This is a genomic window from Burkholderia sp. Se-20378, from assembly GCF_017104665.1.
In the GTDB taxonomy this organism is placed as follows: domain Bacteria; phylum Pseudomonadota; class Gammaproteobacteria; order Burkholderiales; family Burkholderiaceae; genus Burkholderia; species Burkholderia lata.
In genome coordinates, this window is record NZ_JAAGPG010000010.1 from 1 (window position 1) to 22,643 (window position 22,643).

General features: G+C 64.7%; 29 protein-coding genes and 1 tRNA gene. 9 read left to right on the forward strand and 21 right to left on the reverse strand.

The genetic code is table 11. The features are described 5' to 3' along the window. The coding region (locus G3N93_RS02885) for a peptidase dimerization domain-containing protein (RefSeq protein WP_206132248.1) at positions 1-562 on the forward strand (562 nt) is incomplete at its 5' end. Between the two features lie 35 nt (positions 563-597). Further along, positions 598-1,884, forward strand: coding sequence for an MFS transporter (locus tag G3N93_RS02890; protein WP_206123089.1), 1,287 nt, complete (start codon positions 598-600; stop codon positions 1,882-1,884). A gap of 77 nt (positions 1,885-1,961) precedes the next feature. Here the strand turns inward: G3N93_RS02890 and G3N93_RS02895 are convergent, their stop codons facing one another. Both G3N93_RS02895 and G3N93_RS02900 read right to left on the reverse strand, forming a co-directional pair. Next, entirely contained in the window at positions 1,962-3,014 is a 1,053-nt protein-coding gene (locus G3N93_RS02895) for an NADP(H)-dependent aldo-keto reductase (RefSeq protein WP_174934283.1), read from the reverse strand. Positions 3,015-3,161: 147 nt separating this feature from the next. Then, positions 3,162-3,599 (reverse strand): PaaI family thioesterase, encoded by a 438-nt coding sequence (locus tag G3N93_RS02900; RefSeq protein ID WP_039358790.1) that lies wholly within the window; start codon positions 3,597-3,599, stop codon positions 3,162-3,164. A 178-nt stretch (positions 3,600-3,777) separates the two neighbouring features. On the opposite strand from G3N93_RS02900, the gene G3N93_RS02905 reads away from it, so the two are divergent. Further along, on the forward strand, positions 3,778-4,266 hold the full coding sequence (locus G3N93_RS02905) for a helix-turn-helix domain-containing protein (protein WP_174934285.1): 489 nt from the start codon (positions 3,778-3,780) through the stop codon (positions 4,264-4,266). A 341-nt stretch (positions 4,267-4,607) separates the two neighbouring features. Then, on the forward strand, positions 4,608-5,231 hold the full coding sequence (locus tag G3N93_RS02910) for a phospholipase D family protein (protein WP_011351878.1): 624 nt from the start codon (positions 4,608-4,610) through the stop codon (positions 5,229-5,231). Between the two features lie 107 nt (positions 5,232-5,338). On the opposite strand, the gene G3N93_RS41410 is transcribed toward G3N93_RS02910, so the two are convergent. Further along, entirely contained in the window at positions 5,339-5,566 is a 228-nt protein-coding gene (locus G3N93_RS41410) for a hypothetical protein (RefSeq protein WP_241026376.1), read from the reverse strand. A 264-nt stretch (positions 5,567-5,830) separates the two neighbouring features. On the opposite strand from G3N93_RS41410, the gene G3N93_RS02915 reads away from it, so the two are divergent. After that, the gene (locus tag G3N93_RS02915; RefSeq protein ID WP_206132249.1) at positions 5,831-6,802 is read left to right on the forward strand and encodes a diguanylate cyclase; all 972 of its coding nucleotides are present in this window, start codon (positions 5,831-5,833) and stop codon (positions 6,800-6,802) included. Between the two features lie 49 nt (positions 6,803-6,851). Here the strand turns inward: G3N93_RS02915 and G3N93_RS02920 are convergent, their stop codons facing one another. From G3N93_RS02920 to G3N93_RS02935, 5 genes are all read right to left on the reverse strand, one after another. After that, positions 6,852-7,325, reverse strand: a complete 474-nt coding sequence (locus tag G3N93_RS02920) for a VOC family protein (RefSeq protein WP_174934289.1) — start codon at positions 7,323-7,325, stop codon at positions 6,852-6,854. Between the two features lie 162 nt (positions 7,326-7,487). Beyond that, on the reverse strand, positions 7,488-8,030 hold the full coding sequence (locus G3N93_RS02925) for an aspartyl-tRNA synthetase (RefSeq protein ID WP_206132267.1): 543 nt from the start codon (positions 8,028-8,030) through the stop codon (positions 7,488-7,490). Positions 8,031-8,208: 178 nt separating this feature from the next. After that, positions 8,209-8,451 (reverse strand): hypothetical protein, encoded by a 243-nt coding sequence (locus G3N93_RS42200; protein WP_307873383.1) that lies wholly within the window; start codon positions 8,449-8,451, stop codon positions 8,209-8,211. Between the two features lie 208 nt (positions 8,452-8,659). Continuing rightward, complete coding sequence (locus G3N93_RS02930; protein ID WP_174912433.1) at positions 8,660-8,968, reverse strand: phosphatidylserine/phosphatidylglycerophosphate/cardiolipin synthase; 309 nt, start codon at positions 8,966-8,968, stop codon at positions 8,660-8,662. A gap of 47 nt (positions 8,969-9,015) precedes the next feature. Next, positions 9,016-9,399, reverse strand: a complete 384-nt coding sequence (locus G3N93_RS02935) for a VOC family protein (protein WP_206132250.1) — start codon at positions 9,397-9,399, stop codon at positions 9,016-9,018. Between the two features lie 86 nt (positions 9,400-9,485). Between G3N93_RS02935 and G3N93_RS02940 the strand changes: the two genes are divergently transcribed. Next, on the forward strand, positions 9,486-10,229 hold the full coding sequence (locus tag G3N93_RS02940) for a DUF695 domain-containing protein (protein WP_174936859.1): 744 nt from the start codon (positions 9,486-9,488) through the stop codon (positions 10,227-10,229). Positions 10,230-10,659: 430 nt separating this feature from the next. Here G3N93_RS02940 and G3N93_RS02945 read toward each other — a convergent pair whose 3' ends face one another. Together G3N93_RS02945 and G3N93_RS02950 are read right to left on the reverse strand one after the other, a co-directional pair. Then, the gene (locus G3N93_RS02945; RefSeq protein WP_241026377.1) at positions 10,660-11,217 is read right to left on the reverse strand and encodes a hypothetical protein; all 558 of its coding nucleotides are present in this window, start codon (positions 11,215-11,217) and stop codon (positions 10,660-10,662) included. Between the two features lie 279 nt (positions 11,218-11,496). Next, positions 11,497-11,892, reverse strand: coding sequence for a hypothetical protein (locus tag G3N93_RS02950; RefSeq protein WP_206132251.1), 396 nt, complete (start codon positions 11,890-11,892; stop codon positions 11,497-11,499). A 325-nt stretch (positions 11,893-12,217) separates the two neighbouring features. On the opposite strand from G3N93_RS02950, the gene G3N93_RS02955 reads away from it, so the two are divergent. After that, positions 12,218-12,682: a hypothetical protein gene (locus tag G3N93_RS02955; protein ID WP_206132252.1), complete on the forward strand. Its 465-nt coding sequence runs from the start codon at positions 12,218-12,220 to the stop codon at positions 12,680-12,682. Between the two features lie 75 nt (positions 12,683-12,757). On the opposite strand, the gene G3N93_RS02960 is transcribed toward G3N93_RS02955, so the two are convergent. After that, complete coding sequence (locus tag G3N93_RS02960) at positions 12,758-13,273, reverse strand: GNAT family N-acetyltransferase (RefSeq protein WP_206132253.1); 516 nt, start codon at positions 13,271-13,273, stop codon at positions 12,758-12,760. A 1,090-nt stretch (positions 13,274-14,363) separates the two neighbouring features. On the opposite strand from G3N93_RS02960, the gene G3N93_RS02965 reads away from it, so the two are divergent. Next, a complete protein-coding gene (locus tag G3N93_RS02965; RefSeq protein ID WP_174934302.1) occupies positions 14,364-14,882 on the forward strand; it encodes a VUT family protein in 519 nt (172 codons plus the stop codon). A 276-nt stretch (positions 14,883-15,158) separates the two neighbouring features. Here the strand turns inward: G3N93_RS02965 and G3N93_RS02970 are convergent. From G3N93_RS02970 to ssuD, 8 genes are all read right to left on the reverse strand, one after another. Continuing rightward, a tRNA-His gene (locus tag G3N93_RS02970) sits at positions 15,159-15,234 on the reverse strand. 57 nt (positions 15,235-15,291) lie between these two features. Then, positions 15,292-16,278: a tRNA dihydrouridine(20/20a) synthase DusA gene (gene dusA, locus G3N93_RS02975; protein WP_241011718.1), complete on the reverse strand. Its 987-nt coding sequence runs from the start codon at positions 16,276-16,278 to the stop codon at positions 15,292-15,294. A 130-nt stretch (positions 16,279-16,408) separates the two neighbouring features. Further along, the gene (locus tag G3N93_RS02980) at positions 16,409-16,654 is read right to left on the reverse strand and encodes a hypothetical protein (protein WP_011351864.1); all 246 of its coding nucleotides are present in this window, start codon (positions 16,652-16,654) and stop codon (positions 16,409-16,411) included. A gap of 55 nt (positions 16,655-16,709) precedes the next feature. After that, positions 16,710-16,907 carry a hypothetical protein gene (locus G3N93_RS02985; RefSeq protein WP_027787628.1) on the reverse strand — a complete coding sequence of 66 codons (198 nt, stop codon included), beginning with the start codon at positions 16,905-16,907 and terminating at the stop codon, positions 16,710-16,712. A 142-nt stretch (positions 16,908-17,049) separates the two neighbouring features. Further along, positions 17,050-17,265, reverse strand: a complete 216-nt coding sequence (locus G3N93_RS02990; protein ID WP_006476104.1) for a molybdopterin-binding protein — start codon at positions 17,263-17,265, stop codon at positions 17,050-17,052. A 57-nt stretch (positions 17,266-17,322) separates the two neighbouring features. After that, complete coding sequence (locus tag G3N93_RS02995; RefSeq protein WP_174934331.1) at positions 17,323-18,282, reverse strand: ATP-binding cassette domain-containing protein; 960 nt, start codon at positions 18,280-18,282, stop codon at positions 17,323-17,325. Beyond that, positions 18,279-19,091 (reverse strand): aliphatic sulfonate ABC transporter permease SsuC, encoded by an 813-nt coding sequence (ssuC, locus tag G3N93_RS03000; RefSeq protein ID WP_174934338.1) that lies wholly within the window; start codon positions 19,089-19,091, stop codon positions 18,279-18,281. The genes G3N93_RS02995 and ssuC overlap by 4 nt, the downstream gene beginning before the upstream one ends. A gap of 17 nt (positions 19,092-19,108) precedes the next feature. Continuing rightward, the gene (gene ssuD / locus G3N93_RS03005; protein WP_206132254.1) at positions 19,109-20,266 is read right to left on the reverse strand and encodes an FMNH2-dependent alkanesulfonate monooxygenase; all 1,158 of its coding nucleotides are present in this window, start codon (positions 20,264-20,266) and stop codon (positions 19,109-19,111) included. A gap of 341 nt (positions 20,267-20,607) precedes the next feature. On the opposite strand from ssuD, the gene G3N93_RS03010 reads away from it, so the two are divergent. After that, entirely contained in the window at positions 20,608-21,036 is a 429-nt protein-coding gene (locus G3N93_RS03010; RefSeq protein ID WP_174936847.1) for a hypothetical protein, read from the forward strand. Between the two features lie 85 nt (positions 21,037-21,121). Here G3N93_RS03010 and G3N93_RS03015 read toward each other — a convergent pair whose 3' ends face one another. Continuing rightward, positions 21,122-22,276 (reverse strand): enoyl-CoA hydratase/isomerase family protein, encoded by a 1,155-nt coding sequence (locus G3N93_RS03015; protein WP_206132255.1) that lies wholly within the window; start codon positions 22,274-22,276, stop codon positions 21,122-21,124. A 31-nt stretch (positions 22,277-22,307) separates the two neighbouring features. Next, the gene (locus G3N93_RS03020) at positions 22,308-22,640 is read right to left on the reverse strand and encodes a multidrug efflux SMR transporter (RefSeq protein WP_321200025.1); all 333 of its coding nucleotides are present in this window, start codon (positions 22,638-22,640) and stop codon (positions 22,308-22,310) included. Between the last annotated feature and the right edge of the window lie 3 nt (positions 22,641-22,643).

A 22,643-nucleotide genomic window follows, 5' to 3' on the forward strand; every position in this document is an offset into this window, starting at 1 on the left:
CCGTGAGCCCGGCCTCACCGCAGCCGAGCGCGTGTTCGGCTGGAACACGTTCGAGATCCTCGCGTTCAAGGCCGGCAACCCCGAGCACCCCGTCAATGCGATCCCGCCCGCCGCGTATGCGCACTGCCAGTTGCGCTTCGTCGTCGGCACCGACTGGGAAGCGCTGCATGCGCATCTGCGCACGCACCTCGATGCGCACGGCTTCGCCGACATCGAGATCGACGTCGAACGCGGCGCACCGGCGACGCGCGTGCCGCCGGACGATCCGTGGGTGCGCTGGGCCGTCGCGTCGCTGGCGCGGACCACCGGCAAGAAACCCGCGATCCTGCCGAATCTCGGCGGCACGCTGCCGAACGAGGTGTTCGCCGACACGCTCGGGCTGCCGACGCTGTGGGTGCCGCACTCATACCCGGCGTGCTCGCAGCACGCACCCGACGAGCACCTGCTCGCGAGCGTCGTCAGCGAGGGGCTGCAGATGATGGCCGGCCTCTTCTGGGATCTCGGCGACGACGCACCGACCGTTCGCCGCGCGGCGTCCGCCGCGGCCGGCGCCGCCCTGTAACGCGCTTCGCCCCTTTCACGGGACCTGCACACACGATGAATACGACCACCCTGACCTCGCAGGAAGCCGCCCGCCCCAGGGCCGCGAAGATCCGGCGCCTCATCTTCGCGGCGTCGATCGGCAACGCACTCGAATGGTTCGACCTGATCGTCTACGGCTTCTTCGCGGTGACGATCGCCAAGCTGTTCTTCCCCGCCACGAGCGAAGCGACGTCGCTGATGCTGACGCTCGGCACGTTCGGGCTGTCCTACCTGATCCGGCCGATCGGCGGCTTCGTGCTCGGCGCGTACGCGGATCGCGCGGGCCGCAAGGCGTCGCTGCTGCTGTCGATCGCGATGATGATGGCCGGCACGCTGCTGATCGCGCTGATGCCGACCTACGCATCGATCGGTATCCTCGCGCCGCTCGGGATCATGCTGTCGCGGCTGATGCAGGGCTTTTCCGCTGGCGGTGAATTCGCGAGCTCGACCGCGTTCCTCGTCGAGCACGCGCCGCAGCGGCGCGGTTTCATGTCGAGCTGGCAGTTCGCGAGCCAGGGCCTCGCGACGCTGCTCGCATCGGGCTTCGGCGCGCTGCTGACATCCACGCTGACGACTGCACAACTCGAAAGCTGGGGTTGGCGCGTGCCGTTCCTGTTCGGGCTCGCGATCGGCCCGGTCGGGCTGTACATCCGCCGCTACGTCGACGAAGGTGTCGAGTTCAAGACGCAGGCACGCTCGGAAGCGCCGGTGCGCGAGCTGTTCGCGGAACAAAAGGTGCGGGTGCTGCTGTCGATCGGCGCGCTCGTGATCTCGACCGCGATCAACTACATGATCCTGTACATGCCGACTTACGCAATCAAGCAGCTCGGGCTGCCCGCATCGACGGGCTTCGCGGCGACGCTCGCGACCGGCTTCGTGCTCACGCTCGTCACGCCGGTCGTCGGCCACCTGTCCGATCGCACCGGGCGGATCCGCATGATGGCGGTCGCGGCGGTCCTGATGCTCGTCACCGTGTACCCGACGTTCGCGTGGCTCACGCGTCACGCATCGTTCGCGACGATGCTCGCCGCCCTGGTCTGGATCGGTGCGCTGAAGGCGATGTACTGCGGCGCGCTGCCGGCGCTGATGGCCGAGCTGTTCCCGTCGCAGACCCGCGCAACGGGGCTCGCGGTCAGCTACAACACGGGCGTCACGCTGTTCGGCGGCTTCGCGCCGTTCGTCATCACCTGGCTGATCAGCACGACCGGCAACCGGTTGTCGCCGGCGCTCTATCTGATGGGTTGCGCGTTGCTGAGCCTCGCCGCGCTGTTCGTCGCGCGCACACGGCTCAAGATGCGATAACGGAAGAAACGACGGCGCAGCAATGCGCCGCCGGTGCGGCCCGTCGCGGCATCGCTGCCGCGCGGGCCGCGCGCCATTTACGGCGCAGGGTTCGGCTGCAGCTCGTGCAGCGCGTCGATCTCGGCGAGGATCTCGTCGGACAGCTTCACGTCGATGCTGCCGATGTTCTCCTTCAACTGCTCGAGCGACGTCGCCCCGACCAGGTTGCTGCGCGTGAACGGCCGGCTGTTGACGAACGCCAGCGCGAGCTGCGCAGGCGACAGCCCGTGACGTCGTGCGAGCGCGACATAGCGCGACGTCGCCTCGACGGCCTGCGGCTTGCTGTAACGCTGGAAGCGTTCGAACAACGTGATGCGTGCGCCGGCCGGACGCGCGCCGTTCTCGTACTTGCCGGACAGCCAGCCGAACGCGAGCGGCGAATACGCGAGCAGGCCGACGCCGTCGCGATGCGTGAATTCCGACAGCCCGTTTTCGAACGTCCGGTTCAGCAGGCTGTACGGATTCTGGATGCTCGCGATGCGCGGCAGTCCGAGCTTCTCGGCCGCGCGCAGGAACTGCGCGACACCCCACGGCGTTTCGTTCGACACGCCGATCGCACGCACCTTGCCGGCCTTCACGAATTCCGCGAGCACACCGAGCGTTTCCTCGATCGGCACCGTATAGGTATCGTCGACCCACGGATAGGCGGGACGGCCGAATGTCGTCGTGCTGCGGTCGGGCCAGTGCAACTGGTAAAGATCGACGTAGTCGGTCTGCAGGCGCTTGAGGCTGCCGTCGAGCGCTTCGGTCAGGTTCTTGCGGTCGAACTGGTTGCCTTCACCGCGAATATGGCGCGGATTGTGCGGCTGCCGCGCCGGCCCCGCGATTTTCGTCGCGAGCACGATGCGTTCGCGCTGCGCACGATGCTGCGCGAGCCAGGTGCCGATGTACTGCTCGGTGCGCCCCTGCGTATCGGGTTTCGGCGGCACCGGATACATCTCCGCGGCATCGATCAGCGTCACGCCCTGCCCGATCGCGTAGTCGATCTGCTCGTGCGCATCGCGCTCCGAATTCTGCTCGCCCCACGTCATCGTGCCCAGGCCGATCAGGCTGACCTCGATGCCCGAATCGCCAAGTGTGCGGTATTCCATGCTGTTCCTGTCGCGTCGGTGGAAAGCAGGAACGCTATCACATTGAAGCGGCCGCTTCAGACACGCGCCGCATACGCTTACAGGCGGCCTTCGGCACCGGCGCAAAGGTTCACGCGCCGGCCCGAACGATGGCGTTGCCGCCCGCCGTTACTGCGGCCGCTGGATGAAGCACGTCGCCGACGCATGCGCGACGATCTTGTCGTCCGCGGTCTTCAGCGTGCCCTCCGCGACGCCCAGCGAACGCGACAGATGGATCACGCGCCCTTCCGCTACCAGGTCGACGTCGCGCGGTACGGGCCGCAGCATCTTCACATGCAGGTCGACCGTGCCGTAGCCGACGCCCGCATCCAGCATCGAATGCACCGCGCACCCCGTGACCGAATCGAGCACGGTCGCGGCGAACCCGCCGTGCACGCCGCCAAGCGGATTGAGGTGCCGGCCGTCCGCACGCGCCGAAAATTTCACATAACCGAGCTCGACGTCGAGCGGACGCATCGGAATCGTCTCGGAAATCGACGCGAGCGGCGCATCACCCGATACCGCTGCGCGCAGCAAATCGAGACCAGACAAGGAAAGCGGGTTCATCGGGTTGTCTCCGGGTTGAAAGCGCGTCGCCGCGCGAGTAAGTTCTAAATTGGAACTCATTATTGACAACGATGACGGTCGTTGTCAACGTGGCCGGGCCCGTTGCAACCGAAGGCGGGTTCTATAATCGAACCCGCTATTTCGCTGAACCGCCGCAAGAGAGGCAAGAGACTCGACGATGAAATGGGATGACATCGGCACGCTGAACTGTTCGATCGCGCGCACGCTCGCCGTGCTCGGCGACCGCTGGACCATGCTGATCCTCCGCAACGCGTTCCTCGGCTGCCGCCGCTTCGACGCGTTCCAGACCCAGCTTGGCCTCACGCGCCATGTGCTGGCCGAGCGGCTCGCGCGGCTCGTTGACGAAGGCGTGCTGGTCAAGCGCGCGTACCAGGAGCGACCACCGCGTTTCGAATACCGGCTGACGGACAAGGGCCTCGACCTCTACCCGACCCTGCTCGCGCTGACGGCGTGGGGCGACCGCTGGAAAGACGACGGCAAGGGGCCGCCGGTGCAGTTGCGCCACCGCACTTGCGGCCATCTGATGCATGCGGTCACCGTATGCTCGGCGTGCGGCGAACCGCTCGACGCATGCGACGTGCAGCCGGAGCGTGGCCCCGGGTGGATCGCAGCCGAGGCAGCCGGAGCGCCCGCGGACGAGGACTGACGCAGCGTCGTGCGTCCATGACTGAACGCGCGACGCGCACGGATCGTTAGTCGCGCTCGCGCTGCTGTCGCGCGCCGCATCGAGCCCTCCCGGCTGCACTCATGCATGGCTTGCACGCCGCTATTCCGCCACCGCCGCACGCGCAATCGCGCACTGCTTTCGCCCCCATCCGCTGATTGAACCGATTCCGCATTCGGATATCGCACAACGCAACTTTGCGTCGCCGCCTCTGCCATCGCCGGGCATCGCGATGCGTCATCCCGTCTCATCGACACGTGACCGGGCCGCCACGTCTGCGTTACACTCACGGCCCGCTGTCTCGAAATTGTTCGCTGTCCAAGATGTTGTCGCGCAATCGTCTCGCCGCTGCCTGTCTCGCCGCCTCCCTGCTCGCCACTCCGTTCGCCGCCTTCGGCAAGACGCAAAGTGAATCGCTGCTCCAGCAGGCGATCGACTTCGTGTCGCGTTGGCTGCCTGCCCCCACTCACGAAGCACCTGCGACACAGGTCGTCGAATCGGCGTTTTCGCCCGACGGCGGTGCCGAAGCGCTCGTGCTGAAAGCGATCGGCGCCGCGCGCAGCTCGATCCGCGTCGCCGCCTATTCGTTCACGTCGCCGCCTGTCACGCGCGCACTGCTCGCCGCCAAGCGACGCGGCGTGAATGTCGCGGTGGTCGTCGACGACAAAGGCAATCGCGCCAAGAGCAGCAAACAGGCGTTGAACTTGCTCGTCAACGCAGGTATCCCGACGCGCACGATCGACGCCTACGCGATCCATCACGACAAATACCTCGTGATCGACGCCGAGCACGTCGAAACGGGTTCGTTCAACTACAGCGCGTCGGCGGCCAGCCGCAACTCCGAGAACGTCGTCGTGGTGTGGAACAACCCGCAACTCGCGTCGCGCTATCTCACGCACTGGCAAAGCCGCTTCGACCAGGGCACGCCGTACCGCTCCAGCTACTGACGCAGGCCGCGCGGCGCACGTCTCCGTGTTCGATCCGCCGTGTTGCTGATGATCGGCGAGCATGGCGCGAAGTTCAATTCGACCAAATGGCCAGCGCGCCGCCGCACTTAGTGGATTTCGGGCGTCCGCCCGGTCGCTGCACCGGCATGCGTCGTCGGCGCACAGCGAGTCGCCTGTCCGCTCGCGCCGCTTGCCGAAGACGGCGACAAGCCGCCGGCGCCGCCGGGCAGCGCGCTGCTCACACAAACGACACCGAATGCCAGCGTGTTCTGAACCATCGGATAAAGAAGATACAGCGCAAACGCGAGATAACCCGCGTAAAGAAATCGAACCATGGTGCGATGGGAAGCGATGAAGAAATGGACTCGCCCTGTTTACGGCACCGCGCCGGGCACCTTGAGGCATCGCGCATCCGATTGCGCATCGGGATGAAACACGGCCCCATGGCGCACGCTTCTCACCCCATCTGCATCGATCCGTACCGGACCGAAATCACCCGTCGGCAGATTGCCAACGTGGCGATGCGCCGAACAATGCGCGATACTGTCCGACATACGATCCCGTGACCGGCCTCGCAGCCGGGACAAAAGACAAGGCCCATGCAAATCGCACCGAAACCGGCCGACGAGGCGGCCCGGCTCGATACGCTTCATTCGCTCTCGATCCTCGACACGCCGCCCGAAGAGCGCTTCGATCGCCTGACGCGTCTCGCACGCAGGCTGTTCGACGTACCGATCGCACTCGTCAGCCTCGTCGACGACGATCGCCAGTGGTTCAAGAGCCATGCCGGGCTCGACGTCACGCAAACGTCGCGCGACGTGTCGTTCTGCTCCCATGCATTGCTCGAGGGCAATACGATGGTGATCCAGGATGCGCTGAACGACAATCGCTTCCACGACAACCCGCTCGTCACCGGCGCGCCCGGCATCCGCTTCTATGCCGGCCGGCCGCTTACGGCGCCGAACGGTGCGCCCATCGGCACGCTGTGCCTGATCGACACGCGGCCGCGCTCGCTCGAGCCCGACGAACTCGCGCTGCTCGGCGATCTCGCCCACATGACCGAACGCGAGATCGCCGCACTGCAGTTCGCGACCACCGACGAACTCACGCAACTGACCAACCGGCGCGGCTTCGAGATCCTGGCCCGCCACGTGCTGAGCCTGTGCGATCGCCTCGACCGTCACGCGGCGCTGCTGTTTTTCGACCTGAACGATTTCAAGTCGATCAATGACCGCTTCGGCCACGCCGAAGGCGACCACGCGCTCAAGGCATTCGCCGATACGTTGACGGGCGCGTTGCGCGACAGCGACGTGATCGCACGGCTTGGCGGCGACGAGTTCGTCGTGCTGCTGAGCGCCACCGATCCGGGCGACGTTGCCGAGCCGGTCGAACGCGTGACGCAGGCGCTCGCGCTGCGCAACGCGGCCGACGCACGCGGCTATGACATCCGGTTCAGCGTCGGGCACGTCGACTACGATCCCGCGCACCATCGCGACGTGGCCGACCTGCTTGCATCGGCCGATCAACGGATGTACGAGGACAAGCAGCGCAGCAAGGCGGCCGGCGCGTAAGCGCGCGCGTGCCGCCGTCCCGCCGCTCAACTGCGGTTGCGTGGCTGCGTCAGCTTCCGCACGGCGGCGCGCTGGCCATGGCCTCCGTGATCTGCTCGGGCGTCAGGTCGCGCTGATGCGTCGCGAGCGACCAGCGATGACCGAACGGATCCTCGACCTGCCCGTAGCGATCGCCCCAGAACATGTCGGCAGCCGGAATCGTGACCGTCGCACCGGCCTCGACCGCCTTTGCGATCGCCGCGTCGGTGTCAGGCACGTACAGGTGCAGGCAGACTGGCGTGCCTTTCAGCGCCTTCGGCCCGAGCGCGCCGTGATCGGGCATTTCATCCACCAGCATCAGTGTCGAATCGCCAATCACGAGACACGCGTGCGCGAGCCGGCCGTCGGGCATCGCCAGGCGAAACTGTTCGCTCGCATTGAACGCGCGCTTGTAGAAGTCGATCGCTGCTGTTGCGCCGGCGCAGATCAGGTGCGGCGTCAGCGTGCGCATCCCTTCCGGGATCGGTTTGACGGACGTGGACATGGGTATCGCTCCTTCGGTCGGTTGTCGTATCGGAATCGGGACGGACGCGCGATGCGCACGCCTCCGATGCTACGACGGACGACTCCGGCGGAAATCGACACGGCACCCGACATTTTTTTGTTTTCACGGATATCGGCGCACGCGGGCTCCCCGCATCGGGCGTCATCGGCCCGTTCGGTCGCCCTCGTTGTCCGGCACGCCGAACTGACGGCGGCACGCCTCCAGCAATCCGGCCACCGCATCGAGCGGCAGATCGGCAAACCCGGCGATCGGCAGCATCACGCCACCCGGTACCCTGGTGCGCGATGAAAGCGCCGAGAACTGGTAGCCGATGTAGCGATTTCCGGCGACGCTGACGATCCGGAATTCGGTGACGTCACGCCATGGCGTGACGGGTTGTTCGCGTAAGGCCCCGGTCAACCTGAAGCCCGTCTCGTCGACCTGCAGCGCCATCCTGCGCCGCGACGACGCGAAGAAGGCGGCCCCTGCCAGCGCCAGCAACACGGCCAGTGCCGCCACCGGCCAGAGCGCCGGCGCGGCCGCATAGCCGCACAGGCTCGCGGCGGCCAGCACCATGCACGCGATCGCCCTTCTCTTCAGGCTCCGGCTGTCGACCGCCAGCGTCACCGGCAACTGGCCGACGACGGTTCCCGCGACGGGATCGACGTGCCAGCCGGAATCGGTGGTTTCGCCTTCATCATTCATCGCGCGATCGCTCACATCGACGACAACCGGCTCATCGAGGTCGGACACCCGATCGACGCGCCGAGACGGACAGCGTGTCGACCGAAAATGGTCGGGATCGACGAAGGCAGGCATCGATGCACGACGACGCGCCTTCGTCCGCGCGGAACGGGCCACGCTCCGCCGGCATCGGTCATGTTCAGTTGCACACCTTGACGGTGCCGTTGGTCGTACATTGACCGATGGCCCAGTGACTCTGCCCGGCCAGATGAGGCGCCTGGCCGACGCCACGAATCGGCTCGGACGATGACGAGGCCGGAACGGCAGCGGCTGCCGACGCGGTGTCGGGCGACGGTAGCAGAGACGACTCGGGCGCGGTCTGGCAAGCCGATAGCGCCAGGCAAAGAGCGGATGCCAACGGGGCGATGAGCGGTCTGGACATGGTCTCGTACGCGTTTGCGATATTCGCTTCCGGTAAAACGGGCTCGCTGAAGATCACGTGCCCCGTCAGACCGTTCGGCGCAACCGCCCATGCAGCATGACGATCAGCCAATACTACTCCTCGCGATCGACGTCGTGCGACCGGCCGTTCGGCCAGGCATCGCCATCCATGCGACGACACCCGCTATCGCTGACGCATGCCGCGCCGGTCAGATTTGCGGCAGATCACGCAGCGTGCGCGACTCGTTCGTCGCATCGATGTCGAGCTCGATGCCTTCCGATGCATCGCGATACAGCACGCGTTTCAGCCTGGGTCCGATCGCGGTGTCGTCCGATGCCGAGAAGATGGCGCGGACGTCGTTACCGGACGCGAGCGCGCGCGCCACGTCCGCCACCGGCGCCTCGCTTGGCGTCGCCGCCCACGACCGGTCAGCCGGATTCACGGCCGCCCAGCGCACATGCGTCACGCGCGCGCTGAGCGGATCGATTCGCACTCCATTCACCGCAAACATCGACATCGGCATCTCCTTCGAATTTTTTTACGGCCCGTCGTACCGATGCGCGGTCACGGACGGCCCCATATTTCGCAGACGTTTCCCGCCGGATCCGCCACGGAAATCGCGATCGTACCGTCGCCGTAGTCCCACTCGTTCAGGATGCCGACGCGGCACGATTCAAGTCGCGCAATGGCTTCCGCGACATGCACGACTTCGATGGCCAGCGCAATCCCGTGGCCGGTCGGTCGAAACTCCGGATACGGAAACACGCCACCGCGGCCCGTATGAATGGTCAGCGTCGCTCCGTCCACGACAAAGCGATGCCATGGATTCCCCGCCGCCGACACGCCTTCGGAATGCACAGGCAGCGCGAGCGCCAACCGATAGAAATCCACCACCGCCCGGAAGCGATCGTCTTCGACCGGCACCAGGATGCCCAGACTCGCGATCATGTGCGCTTCTCCGGCCAACGCGATTTTCGATGATACATTGAGGCGCTTTACAACCGTCAACAGACAATCGTGCACGGGAGAAACACATGACCGACGCCTGGGGAACCTTCCCTGCCAGAATGGGCGACCATCAGGCTTTCATCAGCTTCAACCACAGCTTTGCGGAACTCGCCGAAGGCGATCCGCGCACGTCGCTGCTCAGCGTGCGCGTCCCCTTTGCACATCCGACGCCGGAAGGCCTGCCGACCGGCGACGAATTCGCCGGTCTCGCGACGATCGAGGATCTGCTCGACGCCACGATCGCCGCGAAAGGTGGCGTGCAGGTTGGCCGCATCACCGTCGACGGCCATCGCGATTTCCTGTTCTACGTGCCGTTCGACGAAGAGTCAGCGGCCGAGATCGTCGACGCGCTGGCCGATCAGACAACCTACGCGCTGCAGTACGCGCACCAGGACGATGCGGACAAGGAAGCGTACTGGCAAACGCTCTACCCGACCGACGACGACTGGCTGATCATGCGCGACATGCGCGTGCTGGATGAATTGCGGAAGAAAGGCGACGCCAGCGACGTAAGCCGGCGCGTGATGCACTGGGCGTACTTCCCCGACCCGAGCGACGCGCATCAGTTCGCGGACTGGGCCGAATCGAAAGGCTATCCGGTCGAGTCGGTTGCGCCCACCGAAGACGGCAAGTCGGCCGTCCGGTTTTCGCATGAAGGCACGATGGCGCTGGCTGACATCACCGGCCATACGGTCGCGATCAACCGCGAGGTCCGTTCGCTCGGAGGGGAATACGACGGGTGGGAAACCAGCGTCGAACAGGCTGGCTGAGCGGGTTGCCCCGCCCGCTGCGCGACATGTGATGCCATGCATCCGGCGCAAAAAATATCCCGGCGGCATGCTTGCGCGCCGCCGGGACCAAGGCATCACCGGTCGAAACCGGCGATGGGCCTGAGGGTTCGCTCAGGCACGAGGAAAGCGATTCGTGCGGATCAGGCGAACGGATGCCGGGGCGCGCAACCGATGCGATTACGCCGCCCGCCGGACGCCTGTCCGGTTCCGCCGACGCAGCCTTCCGGCGTCGGACGGGCAAAAAGCCCCCGCTCCTGCGCGAGCGAGCGGGGAAACAGTTGACCGGGCCGGGGAAGAACGGTCAACCGGCCAAATTGTGAGCGTGGGCCGCGCAACGATCTGTGCGGCAACTCACCATTTGGTGACAATGCCGCAGCAATTGGTTCGCTCGCGTGCCGCGCGGATCGCGTCACGGTCCGAGCGCAACGCCCGCGACCGGCGCGAGCATCACCACGATGACGGGCGACAGCACCACTGCCCCGATCATCATCACGCCGTCGGCCGCAAGCGTGACGGGCGTCGCGAGCACGCGCACGGCCTTGCCCGCCGTCGTGATGCGGTCGGTGACCTGAATCTTGTATGAATGCGTAAACGACGACCACGTCTTGCCCTGCGCAAAACCATCGGCGAGATAGCGCGATCCGGCCAGCGCACCCTTCATCCCCAGATCTACGCTTCCGAGCTTCGTGAAGCCATCCTCCAGCGCCCGATCCCAATCCTCGTCGGTCATGCCATTGCGGTGGAGCCTCAGCGAGAACTCGCCCGAGATCTTGCTGCCCTGCGCGACGAACCCATATAGCGACGCATTGATCGACTTCCGGTAAGGCGATGCCAGCACGGCGCCGAGATGCTCCGGCATATCGAAGATGTAGTGATATTTCTTGCCGAGCACGACGAATTTCTTGCCGTCCTCGCTGACGAGGAATCGGTCGACCGTCTCTTCGTATTGACCGTCTTCGAACAGCATTGCAGTGCAACCTGTCAGACCGGCAGCGACAATGATCGCACCCGCCGTCAGCAGCGTTCTTCTTTGCATGTCTGGAGTTTTATTTTGTTTTAATTCAACCGTATATTTTCAGGCCCGGGCCCAGTTTCGGGTAAGTCGCAGGGGTTGTCAAAGCAGGTTTATTCTATTTTTTCGATCGGCCGGATTCGGGCTTCGTTTTTCTGTACCGTTTTTTTAGAAACCGCGTTTCGCGAACACAGGAACTCGCGTCATGACAACCGGGTTTCGTCATCGTGACGGTCAGCTGAACAGCCATTCTGCGACCATCTCGATCCAGTCGAGATCGCCAGCGATATCGATGACGGTTTCGCCGACGATTTCGGCAGTCGATGTGGTCGATGCGCCCGTGGCCACCGCTCCGGCAGCTACCGCATTCACCTTCGCCATTTCGACCGACGCGCCCGATCTCGGATCGGCCAGCCGCTCCAGCCAGTCAACGATGTTGGCGCGCGCATCCTCTTCATCGACGAAATCATGCCGTTCGAGAAAGCGGTCGAATACGATCCACGCAAGCGTCTTGCTTTGCGAATCGGATTCGAGATGCCAGTCGACAACGCCTGTCCGACCGGACTCCCTGATTTCGAGCATCGCGGTAAAACAGTAATCGAGGTACTCGATCTCAAGTTTCGACGACATGTTTTTTCCGGTCAATCTGACCTCTCTGTTCTTATGTTGAGCCGCACGCACCGGGTTTCGCGACACTGTGTGAATCTTCGATGAAATTCGCGCGGTGCGTCATGTCCGCTGGCAGTATCGCGATATTCTCGTGACCTGTCGATATCGATCGCCGACACATGACTGCATTCGATTTACCCACCCGTCCCCTCTCCGCCTTTGTTCGCGATTCAGGTTCTGCCGCGACTCGCTCCGTTTTCCTATTCCGGGTATTGCCCTGCTTCGCCGCCGCAATCGCGCTGCTAAACTGGAATCAATAAGGTCGCTTGCAACACCAGAGGAAACAATGGCACTCGCCCACGCACAGGAGAATGGCGTGGAAGTCTGGGTTATCCAGCTTCCCGGGCACGCCCCCTATGCCTATACGCATCTCAAGCGGGTATTCTCGTCAGACGATACGCGACACCGGGTCGTGACGATCGACCTGACGAAACTGCTGGCATGTGCCGACCGAGACACGACGGACTACGTGTTGCCGTCCGTGCTGTACTGGGCCCCAGGAAAGGCCGCGGGCATTCGCGAATTTCTCGCCCCTGAACAGGACAGGATTCCGGACATGCCGTACATCACGTTTCGCGAGACGAGAACGCGAACGCTGCTCGGGATCCCGGGTCTGTCGAAAGTCGGCGTCGCGTCGTTCCGCAACGGCCAGCATCGCGCGCGCTATCTTGCCTATGCAGGCGCAACGACCCTGCCCGTCGAGGTGCACGAGACGGAAGCCGATCTGCTCGTGCGGTACTGCGGCGAGTAACAACGGCATACGTTCGACTTTTGCCCGGCGAGGGCCGCACCTCATGCCGCCGTTCGCGCGAATGTCGCCAGGCCGCTACGCCTGTATCGCGTAGATCCGGTCGGTGACCTCCGTCTGGCCGATGCGGCTCGTTTCGATACCCGCCAGTTGCCAACCGTTGTGCTCATAGAAGCCGATCGCGCGTTCGTTGTCCGCCAGCACCTTCAGGTGGACCTTGCCCACGCCGAGCGTGCGCGCCCAGGCGCGAACGGCTTCGATCATGCCCTTGCCCGTGCCGCTTCCGTGATACGAGGGATGGACGTGCAGGCAGTCGAGCAGCACGCCAAGCGCTGGATCGACGGGGCGCTCGGCGCTGACGAAGCCCACGGGCTCGCCGTCCGCCTCGGCGATCAGCACGAGGCCCCACTCCTTTTCATTGCGATCGAGATAGTGCCGCCACCGGATCGCGTGTTCCACCGGCACCTCGTCGGACAAGTAGGCCGCCGGCAGGATGTGGCTGTACGCGGTTTGCCAGCTCAGCGTGTGCAGGCGAGCGATGTGGTTTGCGTCTTGCGCTATCGCGGCACGCAGCGTGGCCCGGGTTTCCGGCATCGGTGGTCGCTCCTTCAGCTTGTTCTGTTGATCGGACGTCTCGCCGCAAAATATACCGCGCGTTGCGGCATGCAACCCTCGATGTCGCCGGGCTCGAACGATACCGTGTCGGCTTGCCCAGGGACGACGGAAGATGGAGTTTGGGAAACTCAAGCGATGCGACGTCTCTTTGGAGCGATCGGGCTTGCGATCGTGCCTCATCCGCGTAATCGCCTGAGCCACGATCGACAGCCGCCTGTGCGTCGCGTTCGATCGGTTATGCGTGCCGCCGGCCGGTTCCTGCGGTGGCGGTGTGGATGCGTGCGCAGCAACGACGGACGCTCGCCACCATCGGATTGCTCGCGCATCTGTTCGCGCGCGCCCATCCTGTTCGCGGTGCTCGGCGCTTATCTGTTTTCACGGCGTCGCCCTCCGCACGTTATCGTCGCGTACCTTGCATGCGTCGCCGTCGCCCACTGGCTCGTGACGTTCGCAGGCGTTCGTCTCCTTCACGCCTGACGCGATCGCGTCAGCGCCAGCCTTCCGGGCGTCGCTGCAACTCGTTGCCTGCGCAACGGGATTCAGGCAAAAAAAATCCCGACACCGTCATTGGTCATCGGGATCGAACGGCCCTGCAAAGCATGAGGGCACGAGGAAGCCGACACATTACACCAATGTAAGACTGTTACGCATTGTCGATTCGCGCCAAGCCCCTGTCCCATTCCGCCATTCATACGGCAAAGCGCGGCCATAAACGAAAAAAGCCTGCTCACGCGGAACGCGAGCAGGCAAGAAAACGGATCAGCATTCGAGGCACGAGGGCTGTCCATGGAAGATAACGGCATGAGGCGCAAGAACCTTAGCCGGGACAGGAAACTTCACAACATCATGTCGACGGGATACCGCCATTCAATCTCGCGTCGAAGATTCATTGATGAAAACCGGCGACACAGTGACGACATCCTGTCGCTCCCGACTCTGGCCGTCCGCCAGTTGTGCGCAAGTTCCACCCGGTTTGCTCGTCGCGAAGCGCCAGTCCGTTTAATCGGCCATGTATGGCAAACTTCGGCTCCGCATCGACGCAGCGCGCACTCTTTACTGCAGGGGAATCATGTACGTCTTGATCTATATCGCAGCAGTTGCTGTCGCGAACTTGATGGTCGCTCATTTCGGACCCGCCGCGACTCCGATCATCGCGTTCTTTCTGATCGGACTCGATCTCGCGATTCGCGACCGACTCCATCTGGACTGGCGCGGCCGCGCGCTTTGGTCACGGATGTTTGCGTTGATCGCGGCCGCTGGCGTTGTCAGTTACGCGCTCAATCCCGCTGCCAAGGAAATCGCCCTCGCGTCTCTCGTCGCGTTCGGTTCGGCGGCCTTAGCAAGTGCAATCGTGTTTCAACTCGCACGTCGCTTTCCGATACTGGCCCGCGCAAACGGCGCGAACGTCGCGGGTGCGGCTGTCGACTCCATCATCTTTCCGCTTATTGCGTTCGGGACAGTGTTCCCGACGATCGCGGCATTGCAGTTCGTCGCGAAGGTAGCGGGCGGCGCTTTGTGGTCGTGGGTGGTTTTTCGAAACACTCGAACGGTTCAGGCAGGGATCGCGAGCAATGTGGTCGATCGTTAAGAACGGGTTGCGCGTATGGCGGCGTTGTTCATTGCCGAGGATGTCGTCGTTTCGCTTCTGTTCGCCCAGGTGTTTCTCGCTTCGACCAAGTTCACGATCACGGAACAAAGACCGGAGTGTCGTATTGTTGGTCGGTTACGCGGACAGCACAAGGCTCGAACGAAGTTCGTAAAGCGACGAGAAACGTAATTCCCGATTTTGGAATCCCAAAACAAAAACGGCACTGTCTTTTGGGACAGTGCCGTTTTTAACAACTTGATACCGCTAGGAATTCTTTGGGGTGGCTGATGGGACTCGAACCCACGACGACAGGAATCACAATCCTGGACTCTACCAACTGAGCTACAGCCACCACTGTTACTGCTTTTTGTTCTTCGCTGCTTTTGTGTTTCAGCAGCGAAGAACAAGATTATACGAACACTTTTGAATCTTGCAAAGCTTTTTTTTCAAAAACTTCTTCGGCCTCGTTCAGATGCGCGCGCGCCTCGTCGAACACGGCCAGATCAGCACGCGCAAGCTTCTTGTTGTCGGACAGCACACGACGCCAACCACGTGCGCCGGGCATGCCGCGATACAGCCCAAGTGCGTGTCGCACGATCGCGCCGAGGTAGGTCCCGCGCTTCAGTTCGGCCGCGCAGTATTCGATCAGCTTCGCCTCGGCCTCTTCGCGCGTCGGCACCGCAGCGGTCGATCCGTAGAAGCGCGCATCAACCTCCGCGAGCACATACGGGTTGTGATACGCCTCGCGGCCGAGCATCACGCCGTCGACATGCTCGAGATGCTGCGCAACCTCGTCGAGCGTCGTGATACCGCCGTTGATGACGATCTCGAGCGACGGAAAATCGCGCTTCAACTGATACGCGTAGTCGTACTTGAGCGGCGGGATCTCGCGATTCTCCTTCGGCGACAGGCCCTTCAGGATCGCGTTGCGCGCATGCACGACGAACGTTTCGCAGCCAGCCTCGGCCACCTTGCCGACGAAGTCGCGCACGAACGCGTAGTCCTCAACCGCGTCGACCCCGATCCGGTGTTTGACCGTGACCGGCACCGACACCGCGTCGCGCATCGCCTTCACGCAGTCGGCGACGAGCTGCGGCTCGTTCATCAGGCACGCGCCGAACGCGCCGCGCTGCACGCGCTCCGACGGGCATCCGCAATTCAGGTTGATTTCGTCGTAGCCCCACTGCTCGCCGAGCTTCGCCGCGCGCGCGAGATCGTCGCGCTCGCTGCCGCCCAGTTGCAGCGCGACCGGCGATTCGTTCGGCGTGAACGCGAGATGCCGCCGGGCATCGCCGAACAGCAGCGCGCCCGTCGTGATCATCTCCGTATACAGCCACGTGTCACGCGTCAGCGTACGGTGGAACGACCGGCAATGGCGGTCGGTCCAGTCGAGCATGGGCGCGACGGATACGCGGCGGGGAGGAAGCGAAGACGGTACGGACATGGATTTCGGGCAACAGGCCAGACGGCACGGAAACAACCCGGTATTTTACCGCAACACGGGCTGTGCCTGCCCGACACGCGTGCTACCCCTCGCCCAGCTCCGCATCGACCGCCCGCCGCGCCTCGTCGAGCACGCGCTCGATCACGCGTCGTTCGGTCAGCAGTATCCCGTCGACCTTGACGAGCCGCCAGTCGATCCGCACGGCATCGCCCTGCAGCACGCGGTAATGCGCATGCTCGCCGTCCCAGACCTGCTCGGTCTTCACCTCGATCTCGAAGCCGCGGTACGGCTCGCTGAAATCGCCGAGGTCGCTGCCTCTCGGTTCCATCGCACGCTCCGTGGCGACGCAGCGCCAAGCCGCCCGCGCGGCCGGCGCCGTGCGCTCAATCGTATTCGTCGGATAAAAAGGATTTGCCATCGGCCGTCAGGTCGACCCGGTCGGCCGCTGCCTGGTAGATCAGCCCCTCGTTCAGCAACGCGTAGACGACGTCGTCGAACGCAGCGGGAACCGGCCGGCTTTCACCGAACTGGTCGATCCATTTCAGCGCTTCGATGGCTTCGGGGGAAAGGATGGGGGTCATGCGTTGGCCTCCGGCATCGGTGTCGCTCCATCCTAGCACTTCGTCCGGACGTCGAATACCAAGGCAAACGCGCTGCGCAAATGCCGGGCGGCGCCAACGGGCAGGTTGCCCGCGGCGCCGCGCCGGTGCAGGACACGCAGGCTCAGAGGCGCGCGATCGATACTTCGGTCGATTTCACGAGCGCGACGACTTCCGCGCCCACCTTCAGTTCGAGTTCGTCAACCGAACGGGTCGTGATCACCGACGTGACGATGCCGAACGGCGTCTCGACGTCGACCTCGGAGACCACCGATCCGCGAATGATCTCCTTGACCTTGCCCTTGAACTGGTTACGTACGTTGATTGCGGTGATGCTCATCAGGTTGATCGCTCCGAAGAAAAAGATCTCAGAACGGGCGGCCGCTGCCGCCCGGATTTAAACGGCCCAGCGGATCTGCCCGACCGGTCGAACGTTGTCTGCCTCATGTGGCGCGCCGTGGTCGGCCGCACCGGGCCCGCCGGCGAGCACACGTTTCAGCACGCGATCCTCCAGCGCCGCGAACGCCGCCGATGCGCGGGCGCGCGGCCGGTCGAGCGGCACCGGCTGATCCAGCGCCACTCGCCCCTGCTCGATGAGCAGGATGCGGTCGCCGAGCGCGACGGCCTCCTGCACGTCGTGCGTGACGAGGAGCGCGGTGAATCGATGCTCACGCCACAACCGCTCGATCAGCGCATGCATCTCGATGCGGGTCAGCGCGTCGAGCGCGCCGAGCGGCTCGTCGAGCAACAGCAGTTGGGGCCGGTGCACGAGCGCGCGGGCCAGTGCGACACGCTGCCGCTGGCCGCCCGACAGTTGCGCGGGCCAGTCGTTCGCACGTTCCAGCAGGCCGACTTCATCGAGCACCGCGCGCGCCTGGTCGCGCGCGCCGCGCCCGAGGCCCAGCATCACGTTCTGCAGCACGGTCTTCCACGGCAGCAGGCGCGCATCCTGGTACATGATCCGTGTATCGAGCACACCGCCGCCCTCGCCGCGCGTCTCGAGCGCGCCGCTGCTCGGCTGCTCGAGCCCGGCAACGAGACGCAGCAGGGTCGATTTCCCGCAGCCGCTGCGGCCAACGATCGCGACGAAGCTGCCGCGCGCGATCCCGAGTTCGACGTTGTCGAGCACCGTGCGTGCCCCGAAGCGCTTGCTGACACCCGACAGTGTCACTGCATCGTCGGGTACCGGGCTTCCTGGCCGTCGCCGCGCGAGCGGAACGACGGATGCGCTGCCGTCACGTTCGAGAACCGCCGCGTCTCGCGCGTCGCCGTCCGCGACACGCGCCTGCGCCAGTTCGGCCTCGAGGTCTGCGCCGGCGAGCGGGCCGTAGGCGGCCGCCGAAGTCGTCGCATTCATGCCTTTGCTCCTGATTGATAAGCGGGGTGCCAGCGCAGCGTCACGCGCTCGAGCCATTTCGCCAGCACGTCGGCCAGCTTGCCGAGCACCGCGTACAGCAGGATGCCGACCACCACCACGTCGGTTTGCAGGAATTCACGTGCGTTCATCGTCATGTAGCCGATGCCCGACTGCGCGGAGATCGTTTCCGCGACGATCAGCATCACCCACATCAGCCCGAGCGCAAAGCGCACGCCGACGAGGATCGACGGCAACGCACCGGGCAGGATCACGTCGCGGTACAGCGCAAAGCCGCGCACGCCGTAACTCTTCGCCATCTCGATCAGGTTCGCGTCGACCGAGCGGATCCCGTGATACGTGTTGATGTAGACCGGGAAGAACACGCCGAGCGCAACGAGGAACAGCTTCGCCTTCTCGTCGATGCCGAACCACAGGATCACGAGCGGAATCATCGCGAGCGCCGGGATGTTGCGGATCATCTGGATCGTCGAATCGAGCGCGACCTCGGCCGCCTTCGACAAGCCGGTCGCGAGCCCCAGCGCGAGGCCGACACCGCCGCCGATCGCGAAACCGAACAGCGCGCGCCAGGTGCTGACCTTCACGTTCGCCCACATTTCACCCGACGTCACGAGCGACCAGGCCGCTCGCACGACCGCCACGGGTTCGGGCAGCACGCGGGTCGACAGCCAGCCGGTGCGCGCACCGACTTCCCATGCCACCAGCAGCGCAAGCGGCACGAGCCACGGCGCAATGCCGCGCCATGCGCGGGCGGCCACGGCCGCGCCCGCCGTCGACGTTTTCGTTGTCATCGCAGGCCTCCTGTCGCTCAGCTCTGGGCCGCTTTCGGCAGATAGCTGTTGCCAACGATCTCGCCGAACGGGCCCGACAGCGGGCCGGTCGCCTTCGCCGCACCGTTGCCCTTGATCAGCGGGAACACGAGTTCCGCGAAACGGTACGACTCCTCCAGGTGCGGATAGCCGGACAGGATGAAGGTCTCGATGCCGAGATCCACGTATTCGCGCATGCGCTCCGCGACCTGCTCCGGATTGCCAACGAGCGCAGTGCCCGCGCCGCCGCGCACGAGGCCGACGCCGGCCCACAGGTTCGGATACACCTCGAGCGCCTCGCGGCCGCCGCGCTTGCCGCCGTGCAGCGCGGCCATCCGGCGCTGGCCTTCCGAATCCATGTTCGCGAACGCCTTCTGCGCACGCGCGATGGTTTCGTCGTCGAGGCGGCTGATCAAGCGCTCGGCGTCGCGCCATGCTTCGTCCTCGGTCTCGCGCACGATCACGTGCAGACGAATGCCGAACTTGATCTTGCGGCCACGTGCCTCCGCGCGGGCGCGAATATCGGCGATCTTCTTTGCAACGGCCGCAGGCGGCTCGCCCCAGGTCAGATAGGTGTCGATGTGATCGGCCGCGATCTCATGCGCGGCCGGCGACGAACCGCCGAACCACAGCGGCGGATGCGGACGCTGCACGGGCGGATACAACGCCTTGCCGCCCTTCGACTGCAGATGCTTGCCGATGTAGTCGAACCCGCCGTTGTCGTGCGACGCGGACAGCAGCCCGCGCCAGATGTTCAGGAAGTCGTCGGTGATTTCGTAGCGTGTGTCGTGATCCGCGAACAGGCCGTCGCCTTCGAGCTCGGCGGCATCGCCGCCCGTCACCACGTTGATCAGCAGGCGGCCGCCCGACAGGCGGTCGAACGTCGCGGCCATGCGCGCCGACAGCCCCGGCGATGCGATGCCGGGACGGATCGCAACCAGGAATTTCAGGCGCTGCGTCGCCGGGATGAGGCTCGATGCAACGACCCACGCATCCTCGCAGGAACGGCCGGTCGGCAGCAGCACGCCCTCGTAGCCGAGCGTATCGGCCGCCACCGCGACCTGCTTGAAGTAATCGTAATCCGCGGCGCGCGCACCTTCGGCCGTACCGAGATAGCGGCTGTCGCCGTGCGTGGGGATAAACCAGAACACATTCATCTGCTGCTCCTGCTTGACTGTCCTTGCCGGAATTTGAGAAAAACACCGCCCTGCTCGCGTCGCGGATATGCGGCGCATGCATGGTGTGCGTTCGAATCGGGATGGCTCGCCGGTCAGGCCGTGCAGCGGGCGAGGACGCGATTGCACGGCTGTTTCTGGGAAATCAGTCTAGGGATCGGTGCAGGGCTTTGGAACGATTTTTTTGAGCTTAGGTTTTCCGCTTTCGTGATTAGCACGACGCTGGAGCGAATATCGCGGCGGGCGGGCCCTATAATGACGCACCTCTCCGAATAACTCCGCGCGGACGGCCCCGGCCGTGCGCGCCTGCGGTGCACTCATCGATGCAGAAAGTCATCCTGCCATTCCTGTCCGGCTTCCTGGCCGCCCTGTTCTTCCGCGAAGCCACGCTCGCACTCCTTCATACAGCCGACCTGATCGCCGCAACCGGCTTCTCCACGCAACCATTCGCGCCGCTCGGCATTCCTGAATTTGTCGCGAATGCGCTAATCAGCGCGTGCTGTGCGATCCCGATGGCGTGGCTGCTGCGCGTCTCGCCGGAGCGCGAGGCCTCGTGGATCGGCGCGCTGGTGTTCGGCGGCATCGTGCTGACGGCCGCCCGCGTATTCGCGATCGATCCGCTGCGCGGCATCTGGCCGTCGGGCAACATGATGCCCGTGCTCGCGGCCGGCTTCGCGGCGAACGCGGTGTGGGGCTTCGGCGCGCTCGTGTTCATGCGTGCGTTCATGTCGGACGACACCGGCGACGAATAACGCGGTCGACACCCATGAAAAAGGCCGCCTGCACATGCAGGCGGCCTTTTTGTTTCCAGCTCGCGTTCGGTCAGTCCGACCGGCGTCAGTCCTGCAGTTTCCGCAGCGGATGCGTGTCCGGCGTCCACGGGCTGTCGAACATCGCAAGCACGTCTGCGCGATCGATATCGGCGGACGACTTGAAGCGCCAGACCGGCTGGTGGTCCTTGTCGACGATCAGCGCGCGCACGCCTTCGATCACGTCGCCGTGCGCGAACGTCGAGCGTGTGAGATCGAGATCGCGCCGCAGGCAGTCGGCCATCGTTGCGCCGCGCGCACGTTCGACGACTTCCAGCGACACGGCCATCGACAGCGGCGACAACTGTTCGCGCATCGCATGGGTCGCCTTCTCGACCCATCCGTCGACGGCTGCGCAATCCTGCTCGGCGTCGAGCGACGCGAGGATCGCGCCGATGTCCGGCTGCGCGAAATGCCGGTCGATCCCGGCGCGCGCGTCGGCCAGCACCGACGTGTCGGGCGTCGGTACGACCTTGTGTGCGGCCGCCGCGTCGGCCACGCACGCGACCGCCTGCTCGCCGCTGTCGATGCGCGCATTGCGCAGCGTATCGAGCAGCGCCGGCAGTGCGGCATCGGGCAGATAGACGTCAGCGAGCTGCGCGTAAAGCGCGCCTGCCGCGTCGAGCGTCGCGCCGGTCACGGCGAGATAGCGGCCGATCGCGCCGGGCGTGCGCGCGAGGAACCAGCTCATCCCGACGTCCGGGAACAGGCCGATACGCGTTTCCGGCATCGCCATCTTCGTCGAGTCGGTCACGACACGCAGGCCGCCCGTATGCCGCGCCGCCTGTGAAATACCCATGCCGCCGCCCATCACGACACCGTGCATCAGCGCGATATAGGGCTTCGGATACGTGAAGATCGTGTGGTTGAGCGTGTATTCCTCGATGAAGAACGCGTCGACCGCATCGCGGTCACCGCGCTGCCACGCATCGTGGAAGAAGCGTACGTCACCGCCCGCGCAGAACGCGCGCGGATGCGGGCTGTGCACGACGACCGCGACGACTTCGGGATCGTCGCACCACGCATCGAGCGCCTGCTGCATCAGCCGGATCATGCCGACCGACAGCGCGTTCAGCGCCTTCGGCCGGTTCAGTTCGAGAAACCCGATGCGGTTCGCGACATGCGCGCGTACGTCGGGCTGAGTGGATTCGGCGGAAACGGCTGCGGAAGTGGAATCGGTCATGAGGGTCATCCGGCAAATGGCAGTCGCACGCTCAGTGCGCCTGCATCTTCGAAAACAGGTTCAACACCACGACGCCGGCGATGATCAGGCCAAGGCCGATCACGGCCGGCAGGTCCGGCACCTGGCGATAGAGCAGCATCGCGACGAGCGTGATCAGCACGATGCCGGCGCCCGACCAGACTGCATAGATGATGCCGACGGGCATCGTGCGTAACGTGATCGACAGGCAGTAGAACGCGATGCCGTAGCCGGCAACGACCAGCAACGACGGCCAGAGGCGCGTGAAGCCGTCCGCCGCGCGCAGCGCCGACGTGCCGATCACTTCCGCGACGATCGCGATCGCGAGCCATGCGTAACCGGGCAGTTG

Bases quoted from the DNA above. Each gene is read 5' to 3' on its own strand.
- G3N93_RS02890 (WP_206123089.1), top strand. From the start codon at position 598: ATGAATACGACCACCCTGACCTCGCAGGAAGCCGCCCGCCCCAGGGCC.
- G3N93_RS02895 (WP_174934283.1), bottom strand. From the start codon at position 3,014: ATGGAATACCGCACACTTGGCGATTCGGGCATCGAGGTCAGCCTGATC.
- G3N93_RS02900 (WP_039358790.1), bottom strand. From the start codon at position 3,599: ATGAACCCGCTTTCCTTGTCTGGTCTCGATTTGCTGCGCGCAGCGGTA.
- G3N93_RS02905 (WP_174934285.1), top strand. From the start codon at position 3,778: ATGAAATGGGATGACATCGGCACGCTGAACTGTTCGATCGCGCGCACG.
- G3N93_RS02910 (WP_011351878.1), top strand. From the start codon at position 4,608: ATGTTGTCGCGCAATCGTCTCGCCGCTGCCTGTCTCGCCGCCTCCCTG.
- G3N93_RS41410 (WP_241026376.1), bottom strand. From the start codon at position 5,566: ATGGTTCGATTTCTTTACGCGGGTTATCTCGCGTTTGCGCTGTATCTT.
- G3N93_RS02915 (WP_206132249.1), top strand. From the start codon at position 5,831: ATGCAAATCGCACCGAAACCGGCCGACGAGGCGGCCCGGCTCGATACG.
- G3N93_RS02920 (WP_174934289.1), bottom strand. From the start codon at position 7,325: ATGTCCACGTCCGTCAAACCGATCCCGGAAGGGATGCGCACGCTGACG.
- G3N93_RS02925 (WP_206132267.1), bottom strand. From the start codon at position 8,030: ATGAATGATGAAGGCGAAACCACCGATTCCGGCTGGCACGTCGATCCC.
- G3N93_RS42200 (WP_307873383.1), bottom strand. From the start codon at position 8,451: ATGTCCAGACCGCTCATCGCCCCGTTGGCATCCGCTCTTTGCCTGGCG.
- G3N93_RS02930 (WP_174912433.1), bottom strand. From the start codon at position 8,968: ATGTCGATGTTTGCGGTGAATGGAGTGCGAATCGATCCGCTCAGCGCG.
- G3N93_RS02935 (WP_206132250.1), bottom strand. From the start codon at position 9,399: ATGATCGCGAGTCTGGGCATCCTGGTGCCGGTCGAAGACGATCGCTTC.
- G3N93_RS02940 (WP_174936859.1), top strand. From the start codon at position 9,486: ATGACCGACGCCTGGGGAACCTTCCCTGCCAGAATGGGCGACCATCAG.
- G3N93_RS02945 (WP_241026377.1), bottom strand. From the start codon at position 11,217: ATGCTGTTCGAAGACGGTCAATACGAAGAGACGGTCGACCGATTCCTC.
- G3N93_RS02950 (WP_206132251.1), bottom strand. From the start codon at position 11,892: ATGTCGTCGAAACTTGAGATCGAGTACCTCGATTACTGTTTTACCGCG.
- G3N93_RS02955 (WP_206132252.1), top strand. From the start codon at position 12,218: ATGGCACTCGCCCACGCACAGGAGAATGGCGTGGAAGTCTGGGTTATC.
- G3N93_RS02960 (WP_206132253.1), bottom strand. From the start codon at position 13,273: ATGCCGGAAACCCGGGCCACGCTGCGTGCCGCGATAGCGCAAGACGCA.
- G3N93_RS02965 (WP_174934302.1), top strand. From the start codon at position 14,364: ATGTACGTCTTGATCTATATCGCAGCAGTTGCTGTCGCGAACTTGATG.
- dusA (WP_241011718.1), bottom strand. From the start codon at position 16,278: ATGCTCGACTGGACCGACCGCCATTGCCGGTCGTTCCACCGTACGCTG.
- G3N93_RS02980 (WP_011351864.1), bottom strand. From the start codon at position 16,654: ATGGAACCGAGAGGCAGCGACCTCGGCGATTTCAGCGAGCCGTACCGC.
- G3N93_RS02985 (WP_027787628.1), bottom strand. From the start codon at position 16,907: ATGACCCCCATCCTTTCCCCCGAAGCCATCGAAGCGCTGAAATGGATC.
- G3N93_RS02990 (WP_006476104.1), bottom strand. From the start codon at position 17,265: ATGAGCATCACCGCAATCAACGTACGTAACCAGTTCAAGGGCAAGGTC.
- G3N93_RS02995 (WP_174934331.1), bottom strand. From the start codon at position 18,282: ATGAATGCGACGACTTCGGCGGCCGCCTACGGCCCGCTCGCCGGCGCA.
- ssuC (WP_174934338.1), bottom strand. From the start codon at position 19,091: ATGACAACGAAAACGTCGACGGCGGGCGCGGCCGTGGCCGCCCGCGCA.
- ssuD (WP_206132254.1), bottom strand. From the start codon at position 20,266: ATGAATGTGTTCTGGTTTATCCCCACGCACGGCGACAGCCGCTATCTC.
- G3N93_RS03010 (WP_174936847.1), top strand. From the start codon at position 20,608: ATGCAGAAAGTCATCCTGCCATTCCTGTCCGGCTTCCTGGCCGCCCTG.
- G3N93_RS03015 (WP_206132255.1), bottom strand. From the start codon at position 22,276: ATGACCGATTCCACTTCCGCAGCCGTTTCCGCCGAATCCACTCAGCCC.